Origin of the sequence: Mesorhizobium sp. M0968, from assembly GCF_040319065.1 — a bacterium.
Classification (GTDB): Bacteria; Pseudomonadota; Alphaproteobacteria; order Rhizobiales; family Rhizobiaceae; genus Mesorhizobium.
In genome coordinates this window covers 39,986-59,148 of sequence record NZ_JAMYNL010000027.1, presented here as the reverse complement: position 1 = coordinate 59,148, position 19,163 = coordinate 39,986, and the positions used below count along the sequence as shown (strand labels likewise).

Sequence of the window (19,163 nt, the reverse complement as noted above, 5' to 3'; positions counted from 1 at the left end):
TGCAAATCCAGTATCATCATCATCTCCCCGATCTTGATCACCGAATCCCTCTCCCGACCATCAGGAGAAGCATCAACGATCACGCTGCCACCGGTCTCCCGGAGCGCGCTCCGGAAGACCGGCGACAGCGCTATACTGGGGAAGATTCAAACGGCATTTCTGGGGAATATTGAGCCGGCACCGACAAAATGACGTGGGTTCACCGACTAGTGGCCGAGTTAATGCTCGCCGATCGGCGTTTCTGTTTTCGGCTGACCATCAGCGACTTCGCCGAGCCTATCGTAAGCGTGAAGCTCACCCCATCTGGCGCGACAGGAGATGATGGGCGAGAGATGATGACACTGAAGGAGCCGAGGAGCTTGCTGTGTCAATTTCTATGTCTGCGCCTATGCCTGATGATAGAAGTTTCCATGTCCTTGAAGCGGTTGCGAACCGAGTGCATCAAACGGGGCAATCGCAACGGAACGCCCGCCTTCCACGCATGCACCTGACCCTCAAGCTGGAGACCACCAAACCGGCCGCGCCAACTTAGGCGCTCGGCCTGCTTGGCCCGCTGCAGTTCGCCTATCTGGTGATCGTGCTTGACGCCTTCAGCCGCAAGATCATCGGCTGCTCAATGGCAACCCATCTCAAGTCGGAGCTGGCGATCGCTGCGCTCGACCAAGCGGTGCGATGGCTGGGGCGCCAGGATTCGAACCTGGGAATGTCGGTACCAAAAACCGATGCCTTACCACTTGGCGACGCCCCAACAGCCGAGAGGTTCCCGCCGCGCGCGGCCTTATAAGACGGGCCGAGGGAAAGCTCAACTGCGAAGATGAGAATTGTCGTAAGCACACGAGTTGTCCGGATTCCTAAGAAACAGCCGCAGCAGGGGTGGGCTCCATCCTCTGCAGTGCATATCCAAGCGATTTGGCACGACGCCGGACTTTGCTGAGAACCCGCTGCCGGTAGCATCCTTCGTAATAAGAGGCTCCTGGGTCAGCGTAGTCCATGCGATGGCGAAGGGCGTTGTAGATGAGAACGGCGATCTTGCGCGCCGTCGCGGTGACAGCCTTGGCCTTGCCAATGGAGGCCAAGCGGCGATAGAAGGCGCCCAACGCTGTCTGAGTGCGCCCCACCGCCGTCGCCGCCAGCCGCATCAGGGCCGCCACTCGACTGCAGGAGCGGCGCGTGCGTGAGGACAGCACCTCGCCCCGGAGATCTTGTTGCGCGGCGCTAGGCTCACCCAGGAGGTGAAGTGCTTGGAGGTCGGCCAGGCGAGAGATCCGTCCGCACTCGCTGATCAGCTTGAGCGCCAGGTACGGCCCGATCCCATGAATGTGTGTAAGATCGACGCCAAGGATCGCATGCAGGGCCTCGCCCACTGGAACCCCCGGCTCACAGGCCTGTGGCCGCTTATAGCGGGGAGGCGGTAGCGCCGCTGGCGGCGCCGGATGGGCGTCCTTCATGCGTTCCAAACCACTGCGATCCGCTCATCGCACGCGGCCACCTTGACTTGGTATCTTCACGGGCCGCGCCGCATCGCTCGATACATGCCCGACGGCACCGCAATCCAAGAGACCTGCCGCGACAGGCAAGCCGCGTGAACCGCTTCGACGCAAAACAGAAGCGGACAACTGATGTGCTACCAAACGGACAACTTGATTTTCTACGACACGGCGAAGATGAGAACCGGTCACTTTGATCTACCAGTTTCGTTCGCGATCGTAGCGTCGGAGCCGGAGTTGGAGACTATTCGCTCCAGACCGCCATTTCATTGCCGGCAGGATCGAGAATGGAACCACTGCCGCCGGGGAACGAAAAGATCGGCTTGACGATCGTGCCGCCGGAATTTTCGACGGCGTTCAATGTTCTCTCCAGGTCTTCGGAATGGAGAACGGGCAGCGGCTTGGCAGGCGCATCTTCGGCATCCGCCTGAAAGCCTCCGTCTAGCCCTTCGGCGAAGGCTGAATAGGTCGGCCCGCAATTGGTGAACGACGACGAGAAGGCGGCGCTGTAGAAGGCCTTCACCCTATCCAGCTTCCGCCGGTCGCCGGCATTTCCAGATAATCGAGTTTCCCGGTCACTCCCATGGTTCTGCCTCTTGTTCTCTGAATGTTCTACAGCGGAAGCGCTCAAAACGCCAGTGTTATCGACTTCGGTTTTCCTTAATCGATTGTAGAGGCTGGCGGGCCTTGCCGAAGCCTTGCCTTTCGCACTGCAGCATCATATCGCTCGATTTGCCAGCCTTTCCAACCTCCTGCAACCGGGGAGTAAGCATGCCCAAATGGGTCTACACCTTCGGCGACGGCGCCGCGGAGGGCCGTGCCGGCGACCGCAATCTGCTCGGTGGCAAGGGCGCCAACCTGGCCGAAATGTGCAGCCTGGGCCTGCCGGTGCCGCCAGGCTTCACCATCACCACCGAGGTCTGCAACGCCTACTACGCCAACGGCCGCGCGTATCCGGCCTCGCTGGAAGCGGATGTCGCGGTCGCCCTCGATCATATCGGCCGGCTGACCGGGCGGCGTTTCGGCGATCCGTCGAAACTGCTTTTGGTGTCGGTGCGCTCCGGTGCCCGCGCCTCCATGCCCGGCATGATGGACACCGTGCTCAATCTCGGCCTCAACGACGAGACGGTCGAAGCCTTGGCCGCGGATTCAGGCGATGCGCGCTTTGCCTATGACAGCTACCGCCGATTCATCCAGATGTATTCCGATGTCGTCATGGGCCTCGACCATGAGGTCTTCGAGGAAATCCTCGAAGACCAGAAGGGCGGCCTCGGCCATGATCTCGACACCGAGCTGACAGCCATCGAATGGCAAGGCGTGATCGCGCTCTACAAGGCCAAGGTCGAGGAGGAGCTCGGCAAGCCGTTTCCTCAGGATCCGAGCGAGCAGCTCTGGGGCGCCATCGGCGCGGTGTTTTCCAGTTGGATGAACAACCGCGCCATCACCTACCGCCGCCTGCACGACATTCCCGAAAGCTGGGGCACGGCGGTCAATGTCCAGGCCATGGTCTTCGGCAATATGGGCGACACCTCGGCCACCGGCGTCGCCTTCACCCGCAATCCGTCGACCGGCGAAAAGCAGCTTTATGGCGAGTTCCTGGTCAACGCCCAGGGCGAGGATGTCGTTGCCGGCATCCGCACGCCGCAGAACATCACCGAGGCGGCGCGCATTGCCGCCGGCTCCGACAAGCCGTCGCTGCAGAAGCTGATGCCTGACGCCTTCCAGGCTTTCGTCAGCATCTCCGACCGCCTGGAAAAGCACTACCGCGACATGCAGGATCTCGAATTCACCATCGAGCGCGGCAAATTGTGGATGCTGCAGACCAGGTCAGGCAAGCGCACCGCCAAGGCGGCGCTGAAGATTGCCGTCGACATGGCCAGGGACGGATTGATTTCGAAGGAGGAGGCCGTCGCTCGCATCGATCCGGCCTCGCTCGATCAGTTGCTGCATCCGACGATTGATCCGAAGGCGGCACGCGACATCATCGGCGTCGGCCTGCCGGCTTCGCCGGGTGCTGCCACCGGCGAGATCGTCTTTTCCTCCAATGACGCCGAGGAGGCGAAGGCGCAAGGCCGCAAGGCGATCCTGGTCCGCATCGAGACCAGCCCCGAAGACATCCACGGCATGCATGCGGCCGAAGGCATCCTGACGACGCGCGGCGGCATGACCAGCCACGCTGCCGTGGTGGCGCGCGGCATGGGCAAGCCTTGCGTTTCGGGCGCCGGCTCGCTGCGCGTCGACTACAAAGCCGGCACGCTGATGGCGATGGGCGCGACCTTCCGCAAGGGCGATATCATCACCATTGACGGCGGCAACGGCCAGGTGCTGAAAGGCGCGGTACCGATGCTGCAGCCGGAACTCTCGGGCGATTTCGCCGCCATCATGGAATGGGCCGACGGCGCGCGCCGCATGAAGGTGCGCACCAATGCCGAGACGCCGCTGGATGCGCGCATGGCGCGGTCCTTCGGCGCCGAAGGCATCGGTCTTTGCCGCACCGAGCACATGTTCTTCGACGGCGACCGCATCGTTGCGATGCGCGAGATGATCCTGGCCGATACGGAAAAGGACCGACGAACGGCGCTGGCCAAGCTGTTGCCGATGCAGCGCTCGGATTTCCTCGAGCTGTTCGAGATCATGGCCGGGCTGCCGGTGACGATCCGCCTGCTCGATCCGCCGCTGCACGAATTCCTGCCCAAGACCGAGGAGGAGGTGGCCGAGGTCGCCGCCGCCATGAATGTGTCGCCGGACAAGCTCAGGCGGCGCACCGAAGCGTTGCACGAGTTTAATCCGATGCTCGGCCACCGCGGCTGTCGGCTTGCCATCTCATATCCCGAAATCGCCGAGATGCAGGCACGAGCCATTTTCGAGGCGGCCGTGGAGGCCGGCAGGAAGGCCGGCGCGCTGGTGGTCCCCGAAATCATGGTGCCGCTGGTCGGGCTGGTTAAAGAGCTCGACTTCGTCAAGGCGCGCATCGACGCCGTCGCCAAAAGCGTGATGGAGGAAACCGGCGTCAAGATCACCTATCTTACCGGCACGATGATCGAACTGCCGCGTGCCGCGATCCGCGCCCAAATCATCGCCGAGGCGGCCGAATTCTTCTCCTTCGGCACCAACGATTTGACCCAGACCACGTTCGGTATCTCGCGCGACGACGCGGCCTCGTTCCTCGAGACCTACCGGCAAAAAGGCATCATCGAGCAGGATCCGTTCGTGTCGCTCGACATAGAGGGTGTCGGCGAGCTGGTGCGGATGGCGGCCGAAAAGGGCAGGGCGACGCGGCCCGACATCAAGCTCGGTATTTGCGGCGAGCATGGCGGCGACCCGGCCTCGATCCATTTCTGCGAAAAGGTCGGCCTCGACTACGTCTCGTGCTCACCATACCGGGTGCCGATCGCCAGGCTGGCCGCCGCGCAAGCGGCGGTGCAGGCTGCAAAGAACGGCCGCGGATAGGAGTTGGAGTCCACCGGCATCTGACCTTACCGATTTGTAACCGAATTCACGCGAACGTGCGTCTGTCGGCTCCAAATCCCGACATCGTTTCTGCCCAGTTTCCGGCCCCCGAACCCGCCCCGGTGCCAGAAACAGATGTTGCAGAACCCGCCCACGCACGTCCGCTCGATTCTCATCCTCCAGACGAAATTCATCGGCGATCTTGTCCTCGCTTCTGCGCTCGCCAGAAACCTGCGCCTCCAATATCCAAAGGCCAGGATCGTGTTCCTTTGCGAGGCGAACTTTGCCAGTTTCCTGTTGGCTCATGGCATCGCCTCGGACGTGGTGTCGTTCCGACGCGTACGCATGCGTGGCACCCCTGTGCAGCGTGGTCGCGAGCTTTACGCGATGGTGCGCGCTCTGCGCCGGTTCCGGTTTGACCTGACCATCGACCTGGCCGATTCCAAAACCTCACGCATCATCGTCAGGCTCGTCAACGCCAAGACCCGCGTCGGATATGATCCTCCGAAAAACCGTTGCGCTGGCTGGAACGCCAGCCCGCCAACGTCCTGGCCAACCGTTTGGCTTTGGTGGTCAGCATTATCTTCACCGCTATCTTTCGCCGCTTGAGGCGCTTGGCGTGGAGTTGCGTGCGGAGGTCCCAACGATTCAGCCACTGCCGCTGGAGACCGCTAAGGCATTGGCGCTTCTCGAGCGGCATCATCTTCGGCGTAACGCCTTCATAGCCGTTCATGCGGGAGCGAGCTTCCGGGGGCGCCAATGGCAGCCGGAACGTTTTGCGTTGGCGATCGACGAGATCTCGCGGCAGATCGGGTTGGACTTCCTGCTTGTGGGAGGCCCCGACGAACGGGCATCTGCCGAGCGCATCATGGCCAAGGCCGCTTCGCCGGTCGTCAACGTGGTCGGGGCGCTGTCGCTTGCAACGCTGCTGGCGGTCCTCGGGCCAGGCACGCCTGTTTCTCGGCAACGAGAGTGGTCCGATGCACATGGCCGCCGCCGCCGGAACGCCGGTTGTTGGCCTCTTCGGCCTGACCGACCCGGCCGTGTGGGGTCCTCTCGGCGCGGCCAATGTTACGCTGCGGCCCTCCATGCCTTGCGAGTGCATAGCCAGAGACCTGTGCCGCCGGCCCGATCCGAGCAAAGCTTGCTGCGTCTGGCGGCTAGAGGTCAAAGCAGTGGTCGACGCGGTGCGCGCGATCCTTTCACGTAAGGTTAAGGACGTGGAGCACGCATTGTGACCTCGCGCTTGCCAAAGGCCAAGCCGGCGGTCAAATTGCCGCTGCCGACGCTTTTGCAGGGGCATCGTCCCGATTTCCGCCTTGATGCCGGTCTTGGGGTCGCCGCTTCAACTTTGATCCGGCCGACCTGGAAATAATCGATGCGCCTGTTCCAAAAGTATTTTTGCGCCATTGCGATATCGCTGTGGGCTGTCTCTCCTGGCAACGCCCGGTTGCTCGTCGCACCGACGCTGCACATCAAGGCCGAGGCGGACGGCGGCCGCGTCGCGCTGACGCTCGATGCGTGCGGCGGAAGGACCGACACAAGGATTCTCTCGGCGCTGGTGGAAAACAAGATTCCTGCCACCATTTTCGTCACCGGTATCTGGCTGAAGCACAACGCCGCCGCCATCGAGATCATGCGGGCGCATCCAGAACTGTTTGAGTTGGAAAACCATGGCGGCCGCCATGTCCCGGCTGTCGACACGCCGCAAAAGATCTACGGCATTCGCAGTGCCGGCAGCCCGGAGGCCGTGCTGGCCGAGGTCGAATCGGGTGCTGCCGCTCTTGCCGTGACCGGCGAACCGGCGCCGAAATGGTTTCGCGGCGCGACCGCCGAATACAGCCCGTCGGCAATCGCGATGATACGCAAGCTTGGTTTCAAGATCGCCGGATTCTCGATCAATGGCGACGGCGGCTCATTGCTCGGCGCAAAAGAGACCGCCCGGCGCATTGCCGCGGCGAAGGACGGCGACGTCATCATCGCTCACATCAACCAGCCGACCCATGCGGCCGGCGAAGGCGTGGTGCAGGGACTTCTGGCGCTGAAGGCCAAGGGCCTCACCTTCGTGCGTCTCGACGATGCCGACGGCGTCGGCGATGAAGGCACCACCGACTGATCAGTCGGGCGTGGCCTTGATCGTCACCTTGTTTGGATAGAACGCGCCGTGGTCGCGGATATCGGCCACCTCGTCGAACGGCCGTTCATAGGCCCACATCGCATCCTTGCCTGCATCGCCGAAGGGCAGCACGCTCCAATAGCTGGCATCGCCCTTATAGGGGCAATGGGTCGAGTGTTCGGTCTTGCCAAGCTGTTTGAAGCAGATGTCGCCGAACGGAATGTAGAAAACAGGCGGATAGGGAGGTTCGGTCAGCACCTTGACCTTGCTGGACGAGGCGATGACGGTATCGCCGGCGCGCACCGTCACGGTGCCCCTGTAAGGCTCGACGGTGATCACCTTGTCCGGATTGCGTTGAAAGCCGGGTGAGGGGTTTGCGATCTGGTCCATATCGGATCTCCTTGCCTCTACCGCAAGATGTGTCTGGCAAGCGCGTTGCGCAAGAGCTGCCTGCCACCAGGCGGGCGTCGTCCGCAGGCGGCAGTCTTGCGCTTTCCTCCGGTATCCCGCCTGGAAATCAGGCGGCGGCCTGGAATGCGTCCATCAGCCCGGCATAGGCGGCGGCAATGCCGGCCACCGGATTGGTGCTTTTCGAGGTGGTCTCGACCTTCAAAGCACCACCGTTGGTCGGCAAGGTGAGCAGCAGGAACTGGCGATTGCCGCCATCGCCGACCGATGCGGCGGCGACGTGCTGGGCTTCGCCCTCGTTCTCGACGCACATCTTGAACAAGAGCGTGCCGCCGACAGCTTCGAGGGCACCGCCGACGACCTCGACGAATTCATCTTCGGAAACGGTTTTGGCGTCAGGCGCCAGATCAGCCTGCGCCACATCGGCTGCAACCCGATCGGCCAGGCTTTCGGCAAGCGTATTTTCCAAGGCTTTGTCGTCGAGCTGCGCGTCCATGCGAACCTCTTTCATTCGCCAATCGCGCCCCGCCATTAATCAAAGTTAACGCCGAGCATGGCCGGATTGTGGCGAATTCGGCCTCATTTTGGTCTATGCACGGCTCCAGCCCAGTCACAGCTGGACAATCGGTCGGTTCGTCCCACAATGGCGCAAAAAATAACGGGAGGAACAAAATGCTCGGGCTGATGCAGAAATGGCCGCTGCTTTGTCACAAGCTGATCGACAACGCCGAGAGGCAGCACGGTAGCCGCGAGATCGTGTCGCGTTCGATCGAGGGGCCGATCGTGCGCAGCACATATGCCGAAATCCATGATCGTGCCCTGAAGGTCGCCGAGCGGCTCGAGCGTGACGGTTTCGGGCTTGGCGACCGCATCGCAACCCTGGCCTGGAACACCGCGCGCCACATCGAGGCCTGGTACGGCATCATGGGTGTCGGCGCCATCTATCACACGCTCAACCCGCGGCTCTTTCCCGAGCAGATCACCTGGATCATGAACAATGCCGGGGACAAGGCGATCTTCGTCGACCTGACCTTCGTGCCGCTGCTCGAAAAGATCGTCGGCGCGGTCAAGTCGCTGAAGCAGGTTATCGTGCTGACCGACAACGCGCATATGCCGGAGACTGCGCTGCCCAATGTGGTTGCGTACGAAGAATGGCTTGCTGAAGCCGACGGCAACTTCGCCTGGAAGACTTTCGACGAAAACACCGCCGCCGGTATGTGCTACACCTCGGGCACCACGGGCGATCCGAAAGGCGTCCTCTACAGCCATCGTTCGAACGTGCTGCACGCCATGATCGAAGCGATGCCCGACGCCATGGGCCTGTCGTCGCGCGATACCGTATTGCCGGTCGTGCCGATGTTTCACGCCAACGCCTGGGGCCTTGCCCAGAGCGCGCCGATGATCGGCGCCAAGCTGGTCATGCCCGGTTGCAAGATGGATGGCGCTTCGATCTATGAGCTGCTCGACACCGAGAAGGTGACCTTCAGCGCCGCCGTGCCGACGGTGTGGATGATGCTCCTCCAGCATCTGGAAGAAACCGGCAAGAAACTGCCCTATCTGCAGAAAGTCGTCATCGGCGGCGCGTCCTGTCCACGCGCGATCACGACGAAGTTCCAGGACAATTACGATGTCCAGGTCGTCCACGCCTGGGGCATGACCGAGATGTCGCCGCTCGGCACGCTGTGCACCTTGAAGCCGGATTACGCCGGGCTGAAGGGCGAGGCTCGCCTCGCCGTCCAGCAGAAGCAGGGCTTTACGCCGTTCGGCATCGAAATGAAGATAACGGATGACGACGATAACGAGCTGCCATGGGACGGCAAGACCTTCGGCCGGCTCAAAGTCCGCGGGCCGGCCGTCGCGCGCGCCTATTATGGCGGCATCGGATCCGAACAGTTTGATGAAGACGGCTGGTTCGATACCGGTGATATCGCGCATATCGACCCCGGCGGCTACATGCAGATCACCGATCGCGCCAAGGACGTAATCAAGTCGGGCGGCGAATGGATCTCGACCATCGAGCTCGAGAACCTCGCTGTCGGCCATCCCGACGTGGCGGAGGCCGCCGCCATCGGCATTCCGCATTCCAAATGGGGCGAGCGGCCTTTGCTCGTGATCGTACGCAAGCCGGGCAGGGAGCCGACCAAGACGGATATTCTCGCTTTCATGGACGGCAAGGTGGCGAAGTGGTGGATGCCGGACGACGTCGCTTTTGTCGGCGAAATCCCACACACGGCTGCCGGCAAGATCCAGAAGATTACCTTGCGCCAGCAATTCCGGGATTATCACCTGCCGACGGATTGACCGGAGATGCGGCGTCTTTGCGCCTTCAAGCCGCCACTGAAAGGCACTATGCCTGTGTTCGAGTTGGGGCAGCGCGGAAAACAATGACGGGAATTCCCGAGCGACAGACGTCGTGGGCTGCCAGCTGGTCGCGGCGCGCCGGCGCGTTTTCGGCAGTCCTGCTGCTGACCGCTCTCATCGGCGATCGCTATGACCTCGTCGAGACCCAAGCTTTCCTATGGGTGCTTGGCATTGTCGCCTTGCTGGCTGCGTTTGCGCTTCTGTTCGCCGGGTTTGCCTTTGCGCGATTGTGGAATTTCGGCGATCGCGGCGGCCGCGACCTGACTGTCGGCGCCTTGCTGGCGGTTCTGGTTCTCATCCCTTACGGCGTTGTGGCCTATTGGGTGGCCACCTATCCGCCGCTACGCGACATCTCGACGGATCTGGACGACCCACCGGTGCTCGATATTTCTACCCGGACAAAGGATATGAACGAGCTTTTGCCGCCGACACCCGGCGAGCAGCGCCTGCAAATCGAAGCTTATCCGCTTGTTACCGGACGCAGCTACACCTTGCCTTTCGATCGCGTTCTGGAGGCGGTCAAAACGGTGCTCGATCGGCGCGGCTGGCAGCTCACGGCGCCGTTTCCAGACGCAGCAGGGCAAAGCGACGTGACGGTCGATGCGCTGGCCAAGAGCTTGCTGCTTGGTCTTCCCGCCGATGTCGCCATCCGCGTGACCGACGATGGCGACGCGGTCACCGTCGATATGCGCTCGGCCTCGCGTTACGGCCGCTATGACCTTGGCGACAATGCAGCGCGCATCATCGATTTCCTTGCCGAGCTCGACCAGGAAGTCGCCGGCCAGGTGGGCGTGGCGCCGGCGGGGTGATACCCGAAGTGTACTACTTTGCCGGCGAATAGATGCCATCGATAGCCGGCTCGCCGTCGGTGTGGACCAGGCCGCGCGCCACCAGATCTTCCAGATGGGCAAGCACCGACAGGCCGGCCGCGCCATGGAGGCGCGGGTCGGTGTCTCGATAGATCGCCTCCACCATGTCCTTGATTGCCCGGTCGCCGCTGTTGATCCGCTCCAGAATTGCGCGTTCGCGCATTTTGCGATGCGTTTTCAATCCGCGCATGAAGCTGCGCGGCTCGGTCACCGGCCCACCATGACCGGGCAGCAGCAGCCGGTCGTCACGTTCGATCAGCCGATCGAGCGATGTCATGTACTCTGCCATCGCGCCATCCGGCGGTGCGACGATCGTGGTTGCCCACGCCATGACGTGATCGGCCGAGAAAAGGATGCCGGTTCCCTCCAGCGCGAAGGCCGCGTGATTGGCGGTATGGCCGGGCGTCAGCACCGTGCGGATCGCCCAGCCGTCGCCGTCGATCACCATATCGTCCGGCAGCGCGATATCTGGAACGAACTCGATATCGGCGCTGGCATCGAGCGGATTGACCTCGCCGGTGCGCAACGGCCGCGCCGGGCGATGCCGGCCCTCCGCCAGAACCACCGCACCGGTATGCTGCTTTAACCGAGCCGCCAGCGGCGAATGGTCGCGATGCGTGTGGCTGATGAAGATATGGCTGACCGGCCTGGTCCCGATCGCTTCGAGCAGTGTTCGAAGATGTGCCTCGTCATCCGGTCCGGGATCGATCACCGCCAGCGTCTCGCGTCCGACGATATAGCTGTTGGTTCCGTGAAAGGTGAACGGGCTTGGGTTCCTGGCGGTGACGCGTTGAATATCAGGCGCAACGACTACGCCCTGGCCGTAGGCCGGTTCGAAGCCTGTGTCGAATTTCAGCGCCATGCGAACGTCGCGACCTTTTTTGGGGCGAGGGCAAAACCGATTGCCGCATAGCACGGAAGCCAATATAGGAAAACGCAAGGCCGCGTTCGGCGGCAATCCGGAACGGGGAAGACCATGGCAATTGCAACGACGATGCGTCCGCTCATTTCTCTCGCTTTGCCCGAAAAAGGCACGGCCCGCCTGGCGGGACAGCTTTTGCTGGCGATCGCCGGAACGCTGCTGCTGATCTTGTCGGCCAGGACCAAGGTCATGCTCGGACCGGTAGACATCTCGATGCAGACGCTCGCCGTCTTGCTGATCGCTGCCGCCTTCGGCATGCGCCTCGGCGTCGCAACGCTGCTTCTCTACATGGCTGAGGGCGCATTGGGCCTTCCGGTCTTCCAGAGCACGCCCGAAAAGGGCATCGGCATCGCTTACATGCTCGGTTCGACCGGCGGTTATCTTGCCGGCTTCGTCGTCATGGCGGCGATCGTCGGCTGGGCTGCCGACCGTGGCTGGGATCGCCATCCTATCAAGCTCTTCAATGCCATGCTGGTGGCCGAGATCGTCATGATGGCAATGGGCTTTGCCTGGCTGGCGCTGTTGATCGGCCCGGAAAAGTCGTGGCAGTTCGGGGTGATACCCTTTATCGTGGGCGATCTGATCAAGGTAGCGCTGGCCGCGAGCCTGGTGCCGGCTGTCTGGTCGCTGGTGAAGCGTTCGTGAAGCCGGTCGAGCGGTGATAACCTGTTCTGCGCGACAGTGGTTTTTCGCCGTAGTTGGCGTGGCCGTGCAGGTTCTTTGTCGCTGGCGGCACGCTTGTGCGCGACGCCATCCGTCACATTAGCTTCAAGTCGACGGACTAAGTACCAGAACCAACGTGCGATTCGTCACGACCAGCGTAACCAAGCACCTACGTATGGAAATAAATTGCTCGACATAGCATCTCAGCCAGCTGAAAAAGAAAGCGGCTCGATCATTATTTAGGCACCGCTAAATTTCTGGACAATGTGTAGGAAATTCTTAACCCAACCGCCTTGACTTTAGTGGCTTGGTTGCTTGCTGGTATCCACACACTGTCGTAACCGTTGACCTGAGATCATGCCGCCGACCGCCGAAGGAAGACACGTGAGTAGCGCGGAAAAAAAATGAGCAAGGCAACAACCCTGTCGCCCAAGCCGACCGCCGCGCCGGCAACGCGCTGGTATGCCGCCAGCGTCTTCCCCGGAAAGGAGCATGTCGCCGAGCGGCATCTTCGGATCCAGGGATTCCACCCCTTTGTGCCTCGCTGCGAGAAAACCGTGCGTCATGCCCGGCGGCTCGAAACACGAGTTGCGGCTTATTTCCCCGGTTATATGTTCATCGCCCTTGACGTTGCGCTGCAACGTTGGCGCTCGATCAACGGAACGTTCGGTGTGCGCTCCCTCGTCACGCAAGGGGACCGGCCTTTGCCTGTCCCTTCCGGTCTGGTAGAGCGCTTCATTGCGTTGACCGGCAGGCACGGCCTGCTCGACTTCAGCGGCGGCCTCGCAGCCGGTGCTTCGGTGCGGATCCTTTCCGGCCCGTTCGCGGAAATGATCGGTCGCCTTGACCGGCTCGATCCAACCGGAAGAGCTCGGGTTCTGGTTGCCATCATGAGTGGCGAGATCCCTGTCGACCTTGATGCCAGGGATCTCGTAGCCATCGCATAATCGCAAGCACCGAGGTGCGGCGAGGCGATGTAAATTGTTGTCGGATCGGCTCTCGGGTTTTCACCCGGGAGTGCGGTAGCCGTTCTTTGGTGGGACTAGGCGCTGTGTGGCGAGATCACATCGGCGCTGATTGGGAGTATGCGGTATGCGAATAACAATGATTGGAGCCGGCTATGTGGGGCTCGTCTCGGGCGCCTGCTTCGCCGACTTTGGCCATCAGGTCTGCTGCGTCGATCGCGATGCGGAAAAGCTTGCCATGCTAAAGCTCGGGAAGATCCCGATCTACGAGCCAGGGCTCGACGAATTGGTAACGACGAACGTGGCGCAAGGCCGCTTGCGTTTCGACGACAATCTGGCAGATGCGGTTTCTCAATCGGATGTCGTCTTCATCGCCGTGGGCACGCCGTCACGGCGTGGCGACGGTTTTGCCGATCTCTCCTTCGTATATGACGCGGCGGCCGAAGTGGGTCGCGCGATCAAGGGATTTACCGTCGTGGTGACGAAATCCACCGTCCCTGTCGGTACTGGCGATGAAGTGGAACGAATTATCCGGGAGCAAAATTCCGCCGCGGACTTTACTGTGGTGTCCAATCCCGAATTTCTTCGCGAAGGATCGGCGATCGAGGACTTCAAGCGGCCCGACCGCATCATTGTTGGAACCGACGCCGAAAGGGCCAAGACGGTCATGGGCGAGATCTACCGCCCGCTCTCGCTGAATGCGGCGCCGATATTCTATACGAGCCGGCGCACGGCGGAACTTACCAAATATGCCGGCAATGCCTTTCTGGCGATGAAGATCACCTTCATCAACGAAATTGCCGATCTCTGCGAGCGGCTGGGAGCCGATGTGCAAGACGTCGCGCGCGGCATCGGCATGGACAATCGCATCGGGGCAAAGTTTCTTCACGCCGGGCCGGGTTATGGCGGCTCCTGTTTCCCGAAAGATACCCTGGCGCTGGTCAAGACCGCGCAGGACGCGGCAAGTCCCATCCGGCTTATCGAAACGACTGTGTCCATAAACGACCAGCGCAAGCGGGCGATGGCGCGCAAGGTGATCGAGGCCTGCGGCGGCTCCGTGCGCGGCAAGACCATCGGTATACTGGGCCTTACGTTCAAGCCAAACACCGACGATATGCGCGATGCCCCCTCATTGGCCATCATTCAGGCACTCCAGGACGCGGGCGCTTCGATCAAGGTCTATGATCCGGTCGGCATGGAGCAGGCGCGCAAGATGATCGAGGGCATTGAATTCGCAGAAAGCGCCTACGCGGTGGCCGACGGCGCACACGCGATCGTCATCGTCACCGAGTGGAACGCGTTTCGCTCATTGGATCTCAAGCGGCTGCATGCGCTGATGGCGACGCCGGTGATGGTTGACCTGCGAAACGTTTACCGCGGCGAGGACGTCGTGAAGGAAGGCATTGCCTATTCGAGCGTCGGCCGAGAGCGGCATCTTGTTTGAACGTCAGGTTTTCATGGGGCCCGGTTCGCGGGATTCAATTTGACCACTACCACTATCCATTTACCTAATCGAAGGCACCTCCTGCTCCGGATGCGCTTTCAACTGCTTGGCGGATTGACGTTCGCCATACTGCTGCCTGCGTTGATGCGCATGTCGTTCGATCGGGAAGTAATCTGGCAGTCGAACATGCAAGTTACGATTGTCGCGGCATTCATCGCCCACACCACCGGCTATCTGCTTTACAAGCGCATTGGCAATTTCCCGGGCGTTGCGGCGGCCGGCTACATCTTGCCAACGTTTGCACTGACTTACGGTCTCGTGTTCGTGACTATCTTCTTCTTCAGGTTCGAATACAGCCGGTTCCAAGCCGCCGCGAGCTTCATCCAATCGACATTGTGGTATTTTGGCCTGAGCCTGGCCACGCGGCGGCTCGATGCACACCGGCTGGCGATCATTCCTGGCGGGGACGTTGACCGGCTAGAGAACATACCGGGTGTCAATTGGCACAGGATCCATTCGCCTGACATGATTGTCGAATATGCGAGCGGCGTGGTGGCCGATCTTAGAGCCGACCTTTCGGGTGAGTGGGAGCGTTATATCGCCGATCGAGCGCTCTCGGGAACACCGGTCTACCACGTCAAGCAAATTAGTGAGTCGCTCACCGGTAGGGTAGAGATCGAGCATCTTTCCGAAAATACACTAGGTTCTCTGAACCCGAACCAGGCCTATCTGAAAATAAAGCAGGCGATAGACTGGGCTTCCGCGTTGTTTGTTCTTGTTGTTTTCTCTCCATTGCTGTTGTTTGTGGCGATTGGCGTAAAGATTGATTCGCCTGGACCCGCACTATTTAGACAGAAGCGAATGGGCTACGGAGGGCATCCCTACGAGGTCTACAAGTTTCGAACGATGAAGCTCAGCGACACGGCTGTCGACGAGAAGGAAGCGGCCATCACAAAGGCCGGCGACACACGCATCACCCGTTTGGGGCAGTTCTTGAGAAAATCCCGGATCGACGAGTTGCCGCAGGCCTTCAACATCCTGCGTGGCGAGATGAGCTGGATCGGTCCGCGGCCGGAAGCTCTCGTACTCTCGATGTGGTACGAGGCGGAACTGCCATTCTATCGGTACCGGCACATCGTTCGGCCTGGCATCACCGGATGGGCACAAGTCAACCAAGGCCATGTTGCGGCCGTTGACGATGTTCTGGAAAAACTTCACTACGATTTCTACTACATAAAGAACTTCTCGCCTTGGCTTGACGTGCTGATAGTGTTTCGCACCATCCGAACCATGCTCACTGGATTTGGCGCGCGTTGAAGAGTATTTGTCCACAAAACATCTCTGACACGAAGCGTCTGGTATCCGTGTCGGCCTGTTTCTTTGTCTGCCGTGATGCGCCCAGATATGTTGAGGTTCTGGAGGAGGCGATCGCCGGACCCGCGGGAGGGCTTCTTTCCCTTCGGCCAAATGAAGTGACCGATACATTTGCTGAGAAGTGCCTGGTGGAGGGGGACAGATATCGCAGCAGCAAAAGTGCGCGCGAGAGCGGAAGGAAATTCCCTGGCTTTTGCAAGTCTCATCGAACAAAGGGCGTTATCGTTTGACTCAGCATTCTATGATCGCATCACTACGCGAGCTTTTCGCTCATGTGTCCCGCCGCCGCCGCCGCCAACTTGGCCCCGTCCTGATGCTGATGCTTGCCGGCGCAGTGGCCGAGGTGGTCTCCTTGGGAGCGATTCTACCATTTCTCGCTGTCGTCTCCAAGCCACAGGAGGCTCTTGCTAGCGAAAGGCTGCGGCCGCTGCTCAATGCGCTCGGACTCAGCACTCCCATGGAGCTAGTGATCGCGGCCGCCGCTGGCTTCGCGCTGTCGGCCGTCGTCGCCGCAGCGGTGCGGCTGTTGCTCGTCTGGGGCAGCCAGAAATTCGTCTTCGCCATCGCCCAGGAGCTTAGCGTGGCAGTCTACCGCCGTACTCTCCACCAGCCTTATGCCTACCATACCGCCCACAACTCAAGTGAGACTTTAGCGGCCATCAACAAGGCACAACTTGTTACAAATGGCCTGCTGGTGCCGCTGATGCAAGCGGCCAGTTCTGCTGTCATTGCGCTGTTTATCCTGCTTGGCCTACTCTTTGTTGACCCAGTGGTGGCACTGACCTCGGGCCTCGGTTTCGGCCTCATCTACCTGCTGGTTATGCATTTCACAAAGCGGATAATGCGGCGCAATGGCGGGGTCATCGCCCGGGCACAGAAAGAGCGTGTGCAGGCGGCGAGCGAAGGATTGGGCGGCATCCGCGACGTGTTGCTTGATCGATCGCAAATCGTCTTCATCAAGCGCTTTGCAGCCGTCGAGAGCGACCTACGCCGGACACAGGGGACCAACAATTTCGTTGCTGCCGCGCCGCGCTTTGTTGTCGAAGGACTTGGGCTAGTGTTGATCGCTGGGCTAGCGCTAATGCTCAGCTTCCGGGATGGAGGGCTGGTTGCGGCAATCCCGGTGCTCGGCGCCCTAGCACTCGGCGCACAGAGATTGCTTCCGTTGCTGCAACAAGTCTACTACGGCTGGACGTCCTACATGGCGAACGGTCAGTCGCTGCGTGACGTTCTTGACATTTTGCAACTGCCGGACGCGCCGCACTTTGGCGCCTCGCAGAGCTTCGACCCTTTGCCTTTCGACAAAGCGATTACGCTAGAAAACATCCGCTTTTCATATCCTGTGGGCAGTCGGCCGGCAATCGAAGACGTCAGCCTCGTCATCTCCAAGGGAACGCGCGTCGGCTTTGTCGGCAAAACCGGCAGCGGCAAGTCGACGTTGATGGATATCATCCTCGGACTTTTGACGCCCACCAGTGGCCGCATCATCATCGACGGGGTCGAACTGAGTGATGCCAATCGCTCGGCCTGGCAGGAGCGCATTGCACATGTGCCGCAGGCGATATACCTGTCCGACGGCAGCGTTGCCGAGAACATCGCCTTTGGGGTCTCGGCAGAAACGATTGACCACGAACAGGTTAGGCACGCTGCCGAACAGGCTGAACTCCTGGACGTCATCGCAGCGCTGCCCCACGGGTACGACAGCATCGTCGGCGAGCGCGGGGTTCGCCTGTCGGGTGGGCAGCGCCAGCGCATTGGTATCGCTCGCGCACTCTACAAGCAGGCCGACGTGCTCGTGTTCGACGAGGCAACCAGCGCGCTGGACAACGAGACGGAGAGCGCGGTTATGCAGGCGATAGACGGGTTGAGCCGGTCGTTGACCGTTATAATGATAGCGCATCGGGTATCCACATTGGCAAAATGCGATTTTATCTTTGAATTAAAAGACGGCCGTGTTTTGCACGGCATAGATCGTCGACTTCAAGAGATTAGCTAGTAAGATAACGTCAAGCGGAAAGAATATACGATCTTTCTGCTTCGCTAGGCTCAATGTGATTGCGGGCTTCACGGGCAGTACTGAATGGTTAACCGGGCGAATGCCTGCTGAGGCGAGGAAAGTTCTGGATGAGGACCATGCGTTCACTAAACTTTGTGGCTAGATTGACGTCTGATCTCATACCATATATCGGTGGAGATAGAAGGACGCCCGTTGTTTACTTCGACAAGGTCCGCAATGTTGGCGATATGCTTAACCCGTACATTGTTCCAAAAATAACGGGGCAAGAGACGCGGCGGTCGAAATCAAATGTTTTCGCGCATTTGAGGGCGATCGGAAGTGTGTTAGGCTCGGCCAACCGGCAGAGTTACATTTGGGGATCCGGCTCAATCGATGGCAAGCCTCCCAGGTCCAGATTGGATCCGCAAAAAATTCGCGCCGTGAGAGGGATTCTTACTCGCGAAATGTTATATGATTGTGGTTACCCGATCGAGTCAGTGCCGCTCGGTGATCCAGCCGTACTGCTTCCAAGATACTATTCGAAGGAACGTGTTGCGGCTACCTTTCGTGTTGGTGTCGTACCTCATTTTTCTGACATGGATATACTGCTTCAGGGAAATATGGTTGTCCCAAAGGACTGCGTTGTTATAGACGTGGCGCAAGAACCAGAGGTATTTATCGATTCGCTTCTGAAGTGTGACTTCATCGTAAGCTCGTCGCTTCATGGACTGATCCTCGCTGACGCCTATGGAATTCCAAATGTTTGGGCGAGTTTCTCAGATAGACTTCTGGGAGGTGAGTTCAAGTTCATGGATTATTATACAACGACGGACTCTCCGAAGCAGGTGGTGTACCACGTTGGAACGCAAAGTGACTTTACCGAGCTGTTGAAGAGCATCTCATCGATCGCGTCTAGAAAGTTGTTTAAATTCAATACCGACGATTTGCTTGATGCATTTCCAAGAGAGATGAAGTCTGTTTAGGCCGTCAAGGGGCAACTGCCGAGCGCCGCACGCCGGAGAACGGCGAAAGGGGCGGATCGGGCCAATGGTCATTTGGGCGAGTGCGATTACCGATTCAGCGGTGCACAGGCGCTTCGGGGGAAGTT

General features: G+C 60.2%; 17 protein-coding genes, 1 tRNA gene and 2 pseudogenes. 14 read left to right on the top strand and 6 right to left on the bottom strand.

Features of this window, described 5'->3' with window-relative positions; all coding sequences use genetic code 11:
* Positions 1-192: hypothetical protein (locus NKH67_RS28805; RefSeq protein WP_353032318.1), on the top strand; the 192-nt coding region annotated here is incomplete at its 5' end.
* 349 nt (positions 193-541) lie between these two features.
* Positions 542-676: pseudogene (locus tag NKH67_RS34220) on the top strand (hypothetical protein); the annotation flags it as partial.
* Here the strand turns inward: NKH67_RS34220 and NKH67_RS28800 are convergent.
* The 3 genes and pseudogenes from NKH67_RS28800 to NKH67_RS28790 form a co-directional block, all read right to left on the bottom strand.
* A tRNA-Gln gene (locus NKH67_RS28800) sits at positions 674-748 on the bottom strand. The pseudogene NKH67_RS34220 and the gene NKH67_RS28800 overlap by 3 nt on opposite strands.
* Positions 749-851: 103 nt before the next feature.
* Entirely contained in the window at positions 852-1,364 is a 513-nt protein-coding gene (locus NKH67_RS28795; protein ID WP_352473351.1) for a hypothetical protein, read from the bottom strand.
* A 367-nt stretch (positions 1,365-1,731) separates the two neighbouring features.
* A pseudogene (locus NKH67_RS28790) lies at positions 1,732-2,072 on the bottom strand (VOC family protein).
* 186 nt (positions 2,073-2,258) lie between these two features.
* Here NKH67_RS28790 and ppdK point away from each other — a divergent pair.
* The 4 genes from ppdK to NKH67_RS28770 all read left to right on the top strand — a co-directional run bounded on the left by ppdK (position 2,259) and on the right by NKH67_RS28770 (position 7,053).
* Positions 2,259-4,937 (top strand): pyruvate, phosphate dikinase, encoded by a 2,679-nt coding sequence (gene ppdK, locus NKH67_RS28785; RefSeq protein WP_352473349.1) that lies wholly within the window; start codon positions 2,259-2,261, stop codon positions 4,935-4,937.
* Positions 4,938-5,072: 135 nt separating this feature from the next.
* Positions 5,073-5,546, top strand: a complete 474-nt coding sequence (locus tag NKH67_RS28780) for a glycosyltransferase family 9 protein (RefSeq protein ID WP_352473348.1) — start codon at positions 5,073-5,075, stop codon at positions 5,544-5,546.
* 122 nt (positions 5,547-5,668) lie between these two features.
* Complete coding sequence (locus tag NKH67_RS28775) at positions 5,669-6,175, top strand: glycosyltransferase family 9 protein (protein ID WP_352473347.1); 507 nt, start codon at positions 5,669-5,671, stop codon at positions 6,173-6,175.
* Between the two features lie 140 nt (positions 6,176-6,315).
* Entirely contained in the window at positions 6,316-7,053 is a 738-nt protein-coding gene (locus NKH67_RS28770; RefSeq protein ID WP_352473346.1) for a polysaccharide deacetylase family protein, read from the top strand.
* Here the strand turns inward: NKH67_RS28770 and NKH67_RS28765 are convergent, their stop codons facing one another.
* Complete coding sequence (locus tag NKH67_RS28765; protein WP_353032315.1) at positions 7,054-7,443, bottom strand: DUF427 domain-containing protein; 390 nt, start codon at positions 7,441-7,443, stop codon at positions 7,054-7,056.
* 127 nt (positions 7,444-7,570) lie between these two features.
* Positions 7,571-7,957: a hypothetical protein gene (locus NKH67_RS28760; protein ID WP_352473343.1), complete on the bottom strand. Its 387-nt coding sequence runs from the start codon at positions 7,955-7,957 to the stop codon at positions 7,571-7,573.
* Positions 7,958-8,133: 176 nt separating this feature from the next.
* On the opposite strand from NKH67_RS28760, the gene NKH67_RS28755 reads away from it, so the two are divergent.
* Together NKH67_RS28755 and NKH67_RS28750 are read left to right on the top strand one after the other, a co-directional pair.
* Positions 8,134-9,762, top strand: a complete 1,629-nt coding sequence (locus tag NKH67_RS28755) for a fatty-acid--CoA ligase (RefSeq protein ID WP_352473342.1) — start codon at positions 8,134-8,136, stop codon at positions 9,760-9,762.
* An 83-nt stretch (positions 9,763-9,845) separates the two neighbouring features.
* Positions 9,846-10,631 carry a DUF1499 domain-containing protein gene (locus NKH67_RS28750; protein WP_352473341.1) on the top strand — a complete coding sequence of 262 codons (786 nt, stop codon included), beginning with the start codon at positions 9,846-9,848 and terminating at the stop codon, positions 10,629-10,631.
* A gap of 13 nt (positions 10,632-10,644) precedes the next feature.
* Here the strand turns inward: NKH67_RS28750 and NKH67_RS28745 are convergent, their stop codons facing one another.
* Positions 10,645-11,553 carry an MBL fold metallo-hydrolase gene (locus NKH67_RS28745; RefSeq protein ID WP_352473339.1) on the bottom strand — a complete coding sequence of 303 codons (909 nt, stop codon included), beginning with the start codon at positions 11,551-11,553 and terminating at the stop codon, positions 10,645-10,647.
* 114 nt (positions 11,554-11,667) lie between these two features.
* Here NKH67_RS28745 and NKH67_RS28740 point away from each other — a divergent pair, with 114 nt between their 5' ends.
* From NKH67_RS28740 to NKH67_RS28715, 6 genes are all read left to right on the top strand, one after another.
* Positions 11,668-12,258 (top strand): biotin transporter BioY, encoded by a 591-nt coding sequence (locus NKH67_RS28740; protein WP_352473337.1) that lies wholly within the window; start codon positions 11,668-11,670, stop codon positions 12,256-12,258.
* 422 nt (positions 12,259-12,680) lie between these two features.
* Complete coding sequence (gene nusG / locus NKH67_RS28735) at positions 12,681-13,223, top strand: transcription termination/antitermination protein NusG (RefSeq protein WP_352473336.1); 543 nt, start codon at positions 12,681-12,683, stop codon at positions 13,221-13,223.
* Between the two features lie 145 nt (positions 13,224-13,368).
* Positions 13,369-14,685 carry a UDP-glucose dehydrogenase family protein gene (locus tag NKH67_RS28730; RefSeq protein WP_352473334.1) on the top strand — a complete coding sequence of 439 codons (1,317 nt, stop codon included), beginning with the start codon at positions 13,369-13,371 and terminating at the stop codon, positions 14,683-14,685.
* Between the two features lie 39 nt (positions 14,686-14,724).
* A complete protein-coding gene (locus tag NKH67_RS28725; protein WP_353032311.1) occupies positions 14,725-16,002 on the top strand; it encodes a sugar transferase in 1,278 nt (425 codons plus the stop codon).
* Between the two features lie 370 nt (positions 16,003-16,372).
* Complete coding sequence (locus NKH67_RS28720; protein WP_352473331.1) at positions 16,373-18,055, top strand: ABC transporter ATP-binding protein; 1,683 nt, start codon at positions 16,373-16,375, stop codon at positions 18,053-18,055.
* Between the two features lie 128 nt (positions 18,056-18,183).
* On the top strand, positions 18,184-19,038 hold the full coding sequence (locus tag NKH67_RS28715) for a polysaccharide pyruvyl transferase family protein (protein WP_352473329.1): 855 nt from the start codon (positions 18,184-18,186) through the stop codon (positions 19,036-19,038).
* Positions 19,039-19,163: the final 125 nt, after the last annotated feature.

What these genes read in the sequence shown, in the direction of transcription:
- NKH67_RS28765 (WP_353032315.1), bottom strand. Translation starts at nt 7,443, where the DNA reads ATGGACCAGATCGCAAACCCCTCACCCGGCTTTCAACGCAATCCGGAC.
- NKH67_RS28745 (WP_352473339.1), bottom strand. Translation starts at nt 11,553, where the DNA reads ATGGCGCTGAAATTCGACACAGGCTTCGAACCGGCCTACGGCCAGGGC.
- NKH67_RS28755 (WP_352473342.1), top strand. Translation starts at nt 8,134, where the DNA reads ATGCTCGGGCTGATGCAGAAATGGCCGCTGCTTTGTCACAAGCTGATC.
- NKH67_RS28720 (WP_352473331.1), top strand. Translation starts at nt 16,373, where the DNA reads ATGCTGATGCTTGCCGGCGCAGTGGCCGAGGTGGTCTCCTTGGGAGCG.
- NKH67_RS28770 (WP_352473346.1), top strand. Translation starts at nt 6,316, where the DNA reads ATGCGCCTGTTCCAAAAGTATTTTTGCGCCATTGCGATATCGCTGTGG.
- NKH67_RS28780 (WP_352473348.1), top strand. Translation starts at nt 5,073, where the DNA reads ATGTTGCAGAACCCGCCCACGCACGTCCGCTCGATTCTCATCCTCCAG.
- NKH67_RS28760 (WP_352473343.1), bottom strand. Translation starts at nt 7,957, where the DNA reads ATGGACGCGCAGCTCGACGACAAAGCCTTGGAAAATACGCTTGCCGAA.
- NKH67_RS28750 (WP_352473341.1), top strand. Translation starts at nt 9,846, where the DNA reads ATGACGGGAATTCCCGAGCGACAGACGTCGTGGGCTGCCAGCTGGTCG.
- ppdK (WP_352473349.1), top strand. Translation starts at nt 2,259, where the DNA reads ATGCCCAAATGGGTCTACACCTTCGGCGACGGCGCCGCGGAGGGCCGT.
- NKH67_RS28775 (WP_352473347.1), top strand. Translation starts at nt 5,669, where the DNA reads ATGCGGGAGCGAGCTTCCGGGGGCGCCAATGGCAGCCGGAACGTTTTG.
- NKH67_RS28715 (WP_352473329.1), top strand. Translation starts at nt 18,184, where the DNA reads ATGAGGACCATGCGTTCACTAAACTTTGTGGCTAGATTGACGTCTGAT.
- NKH67_RS28730 (WP_352473334.1), top strand. Translation starts at nt 13,369, where the DNA reads ATGCGAATAACAATGATTGGAGCCGGCTATGTGGGGCTCGTCTCGGGC.
- NKH67_RS28740 (WP_352473337.1), top strand. Translation starts at nt 11,668, where the DNA reads ATGGCAATTGCAACGACGATGCGTCCGCTCATTTCTCTCGCTTTGCCC.
- nusG (WP_352473336.1), top strand. Translation starts at nt 12,681, where the DNA reads ATGAGCAAGGCAACAACCCTGTCGCCCAAGCCGACCGCCGCGCCGGCA.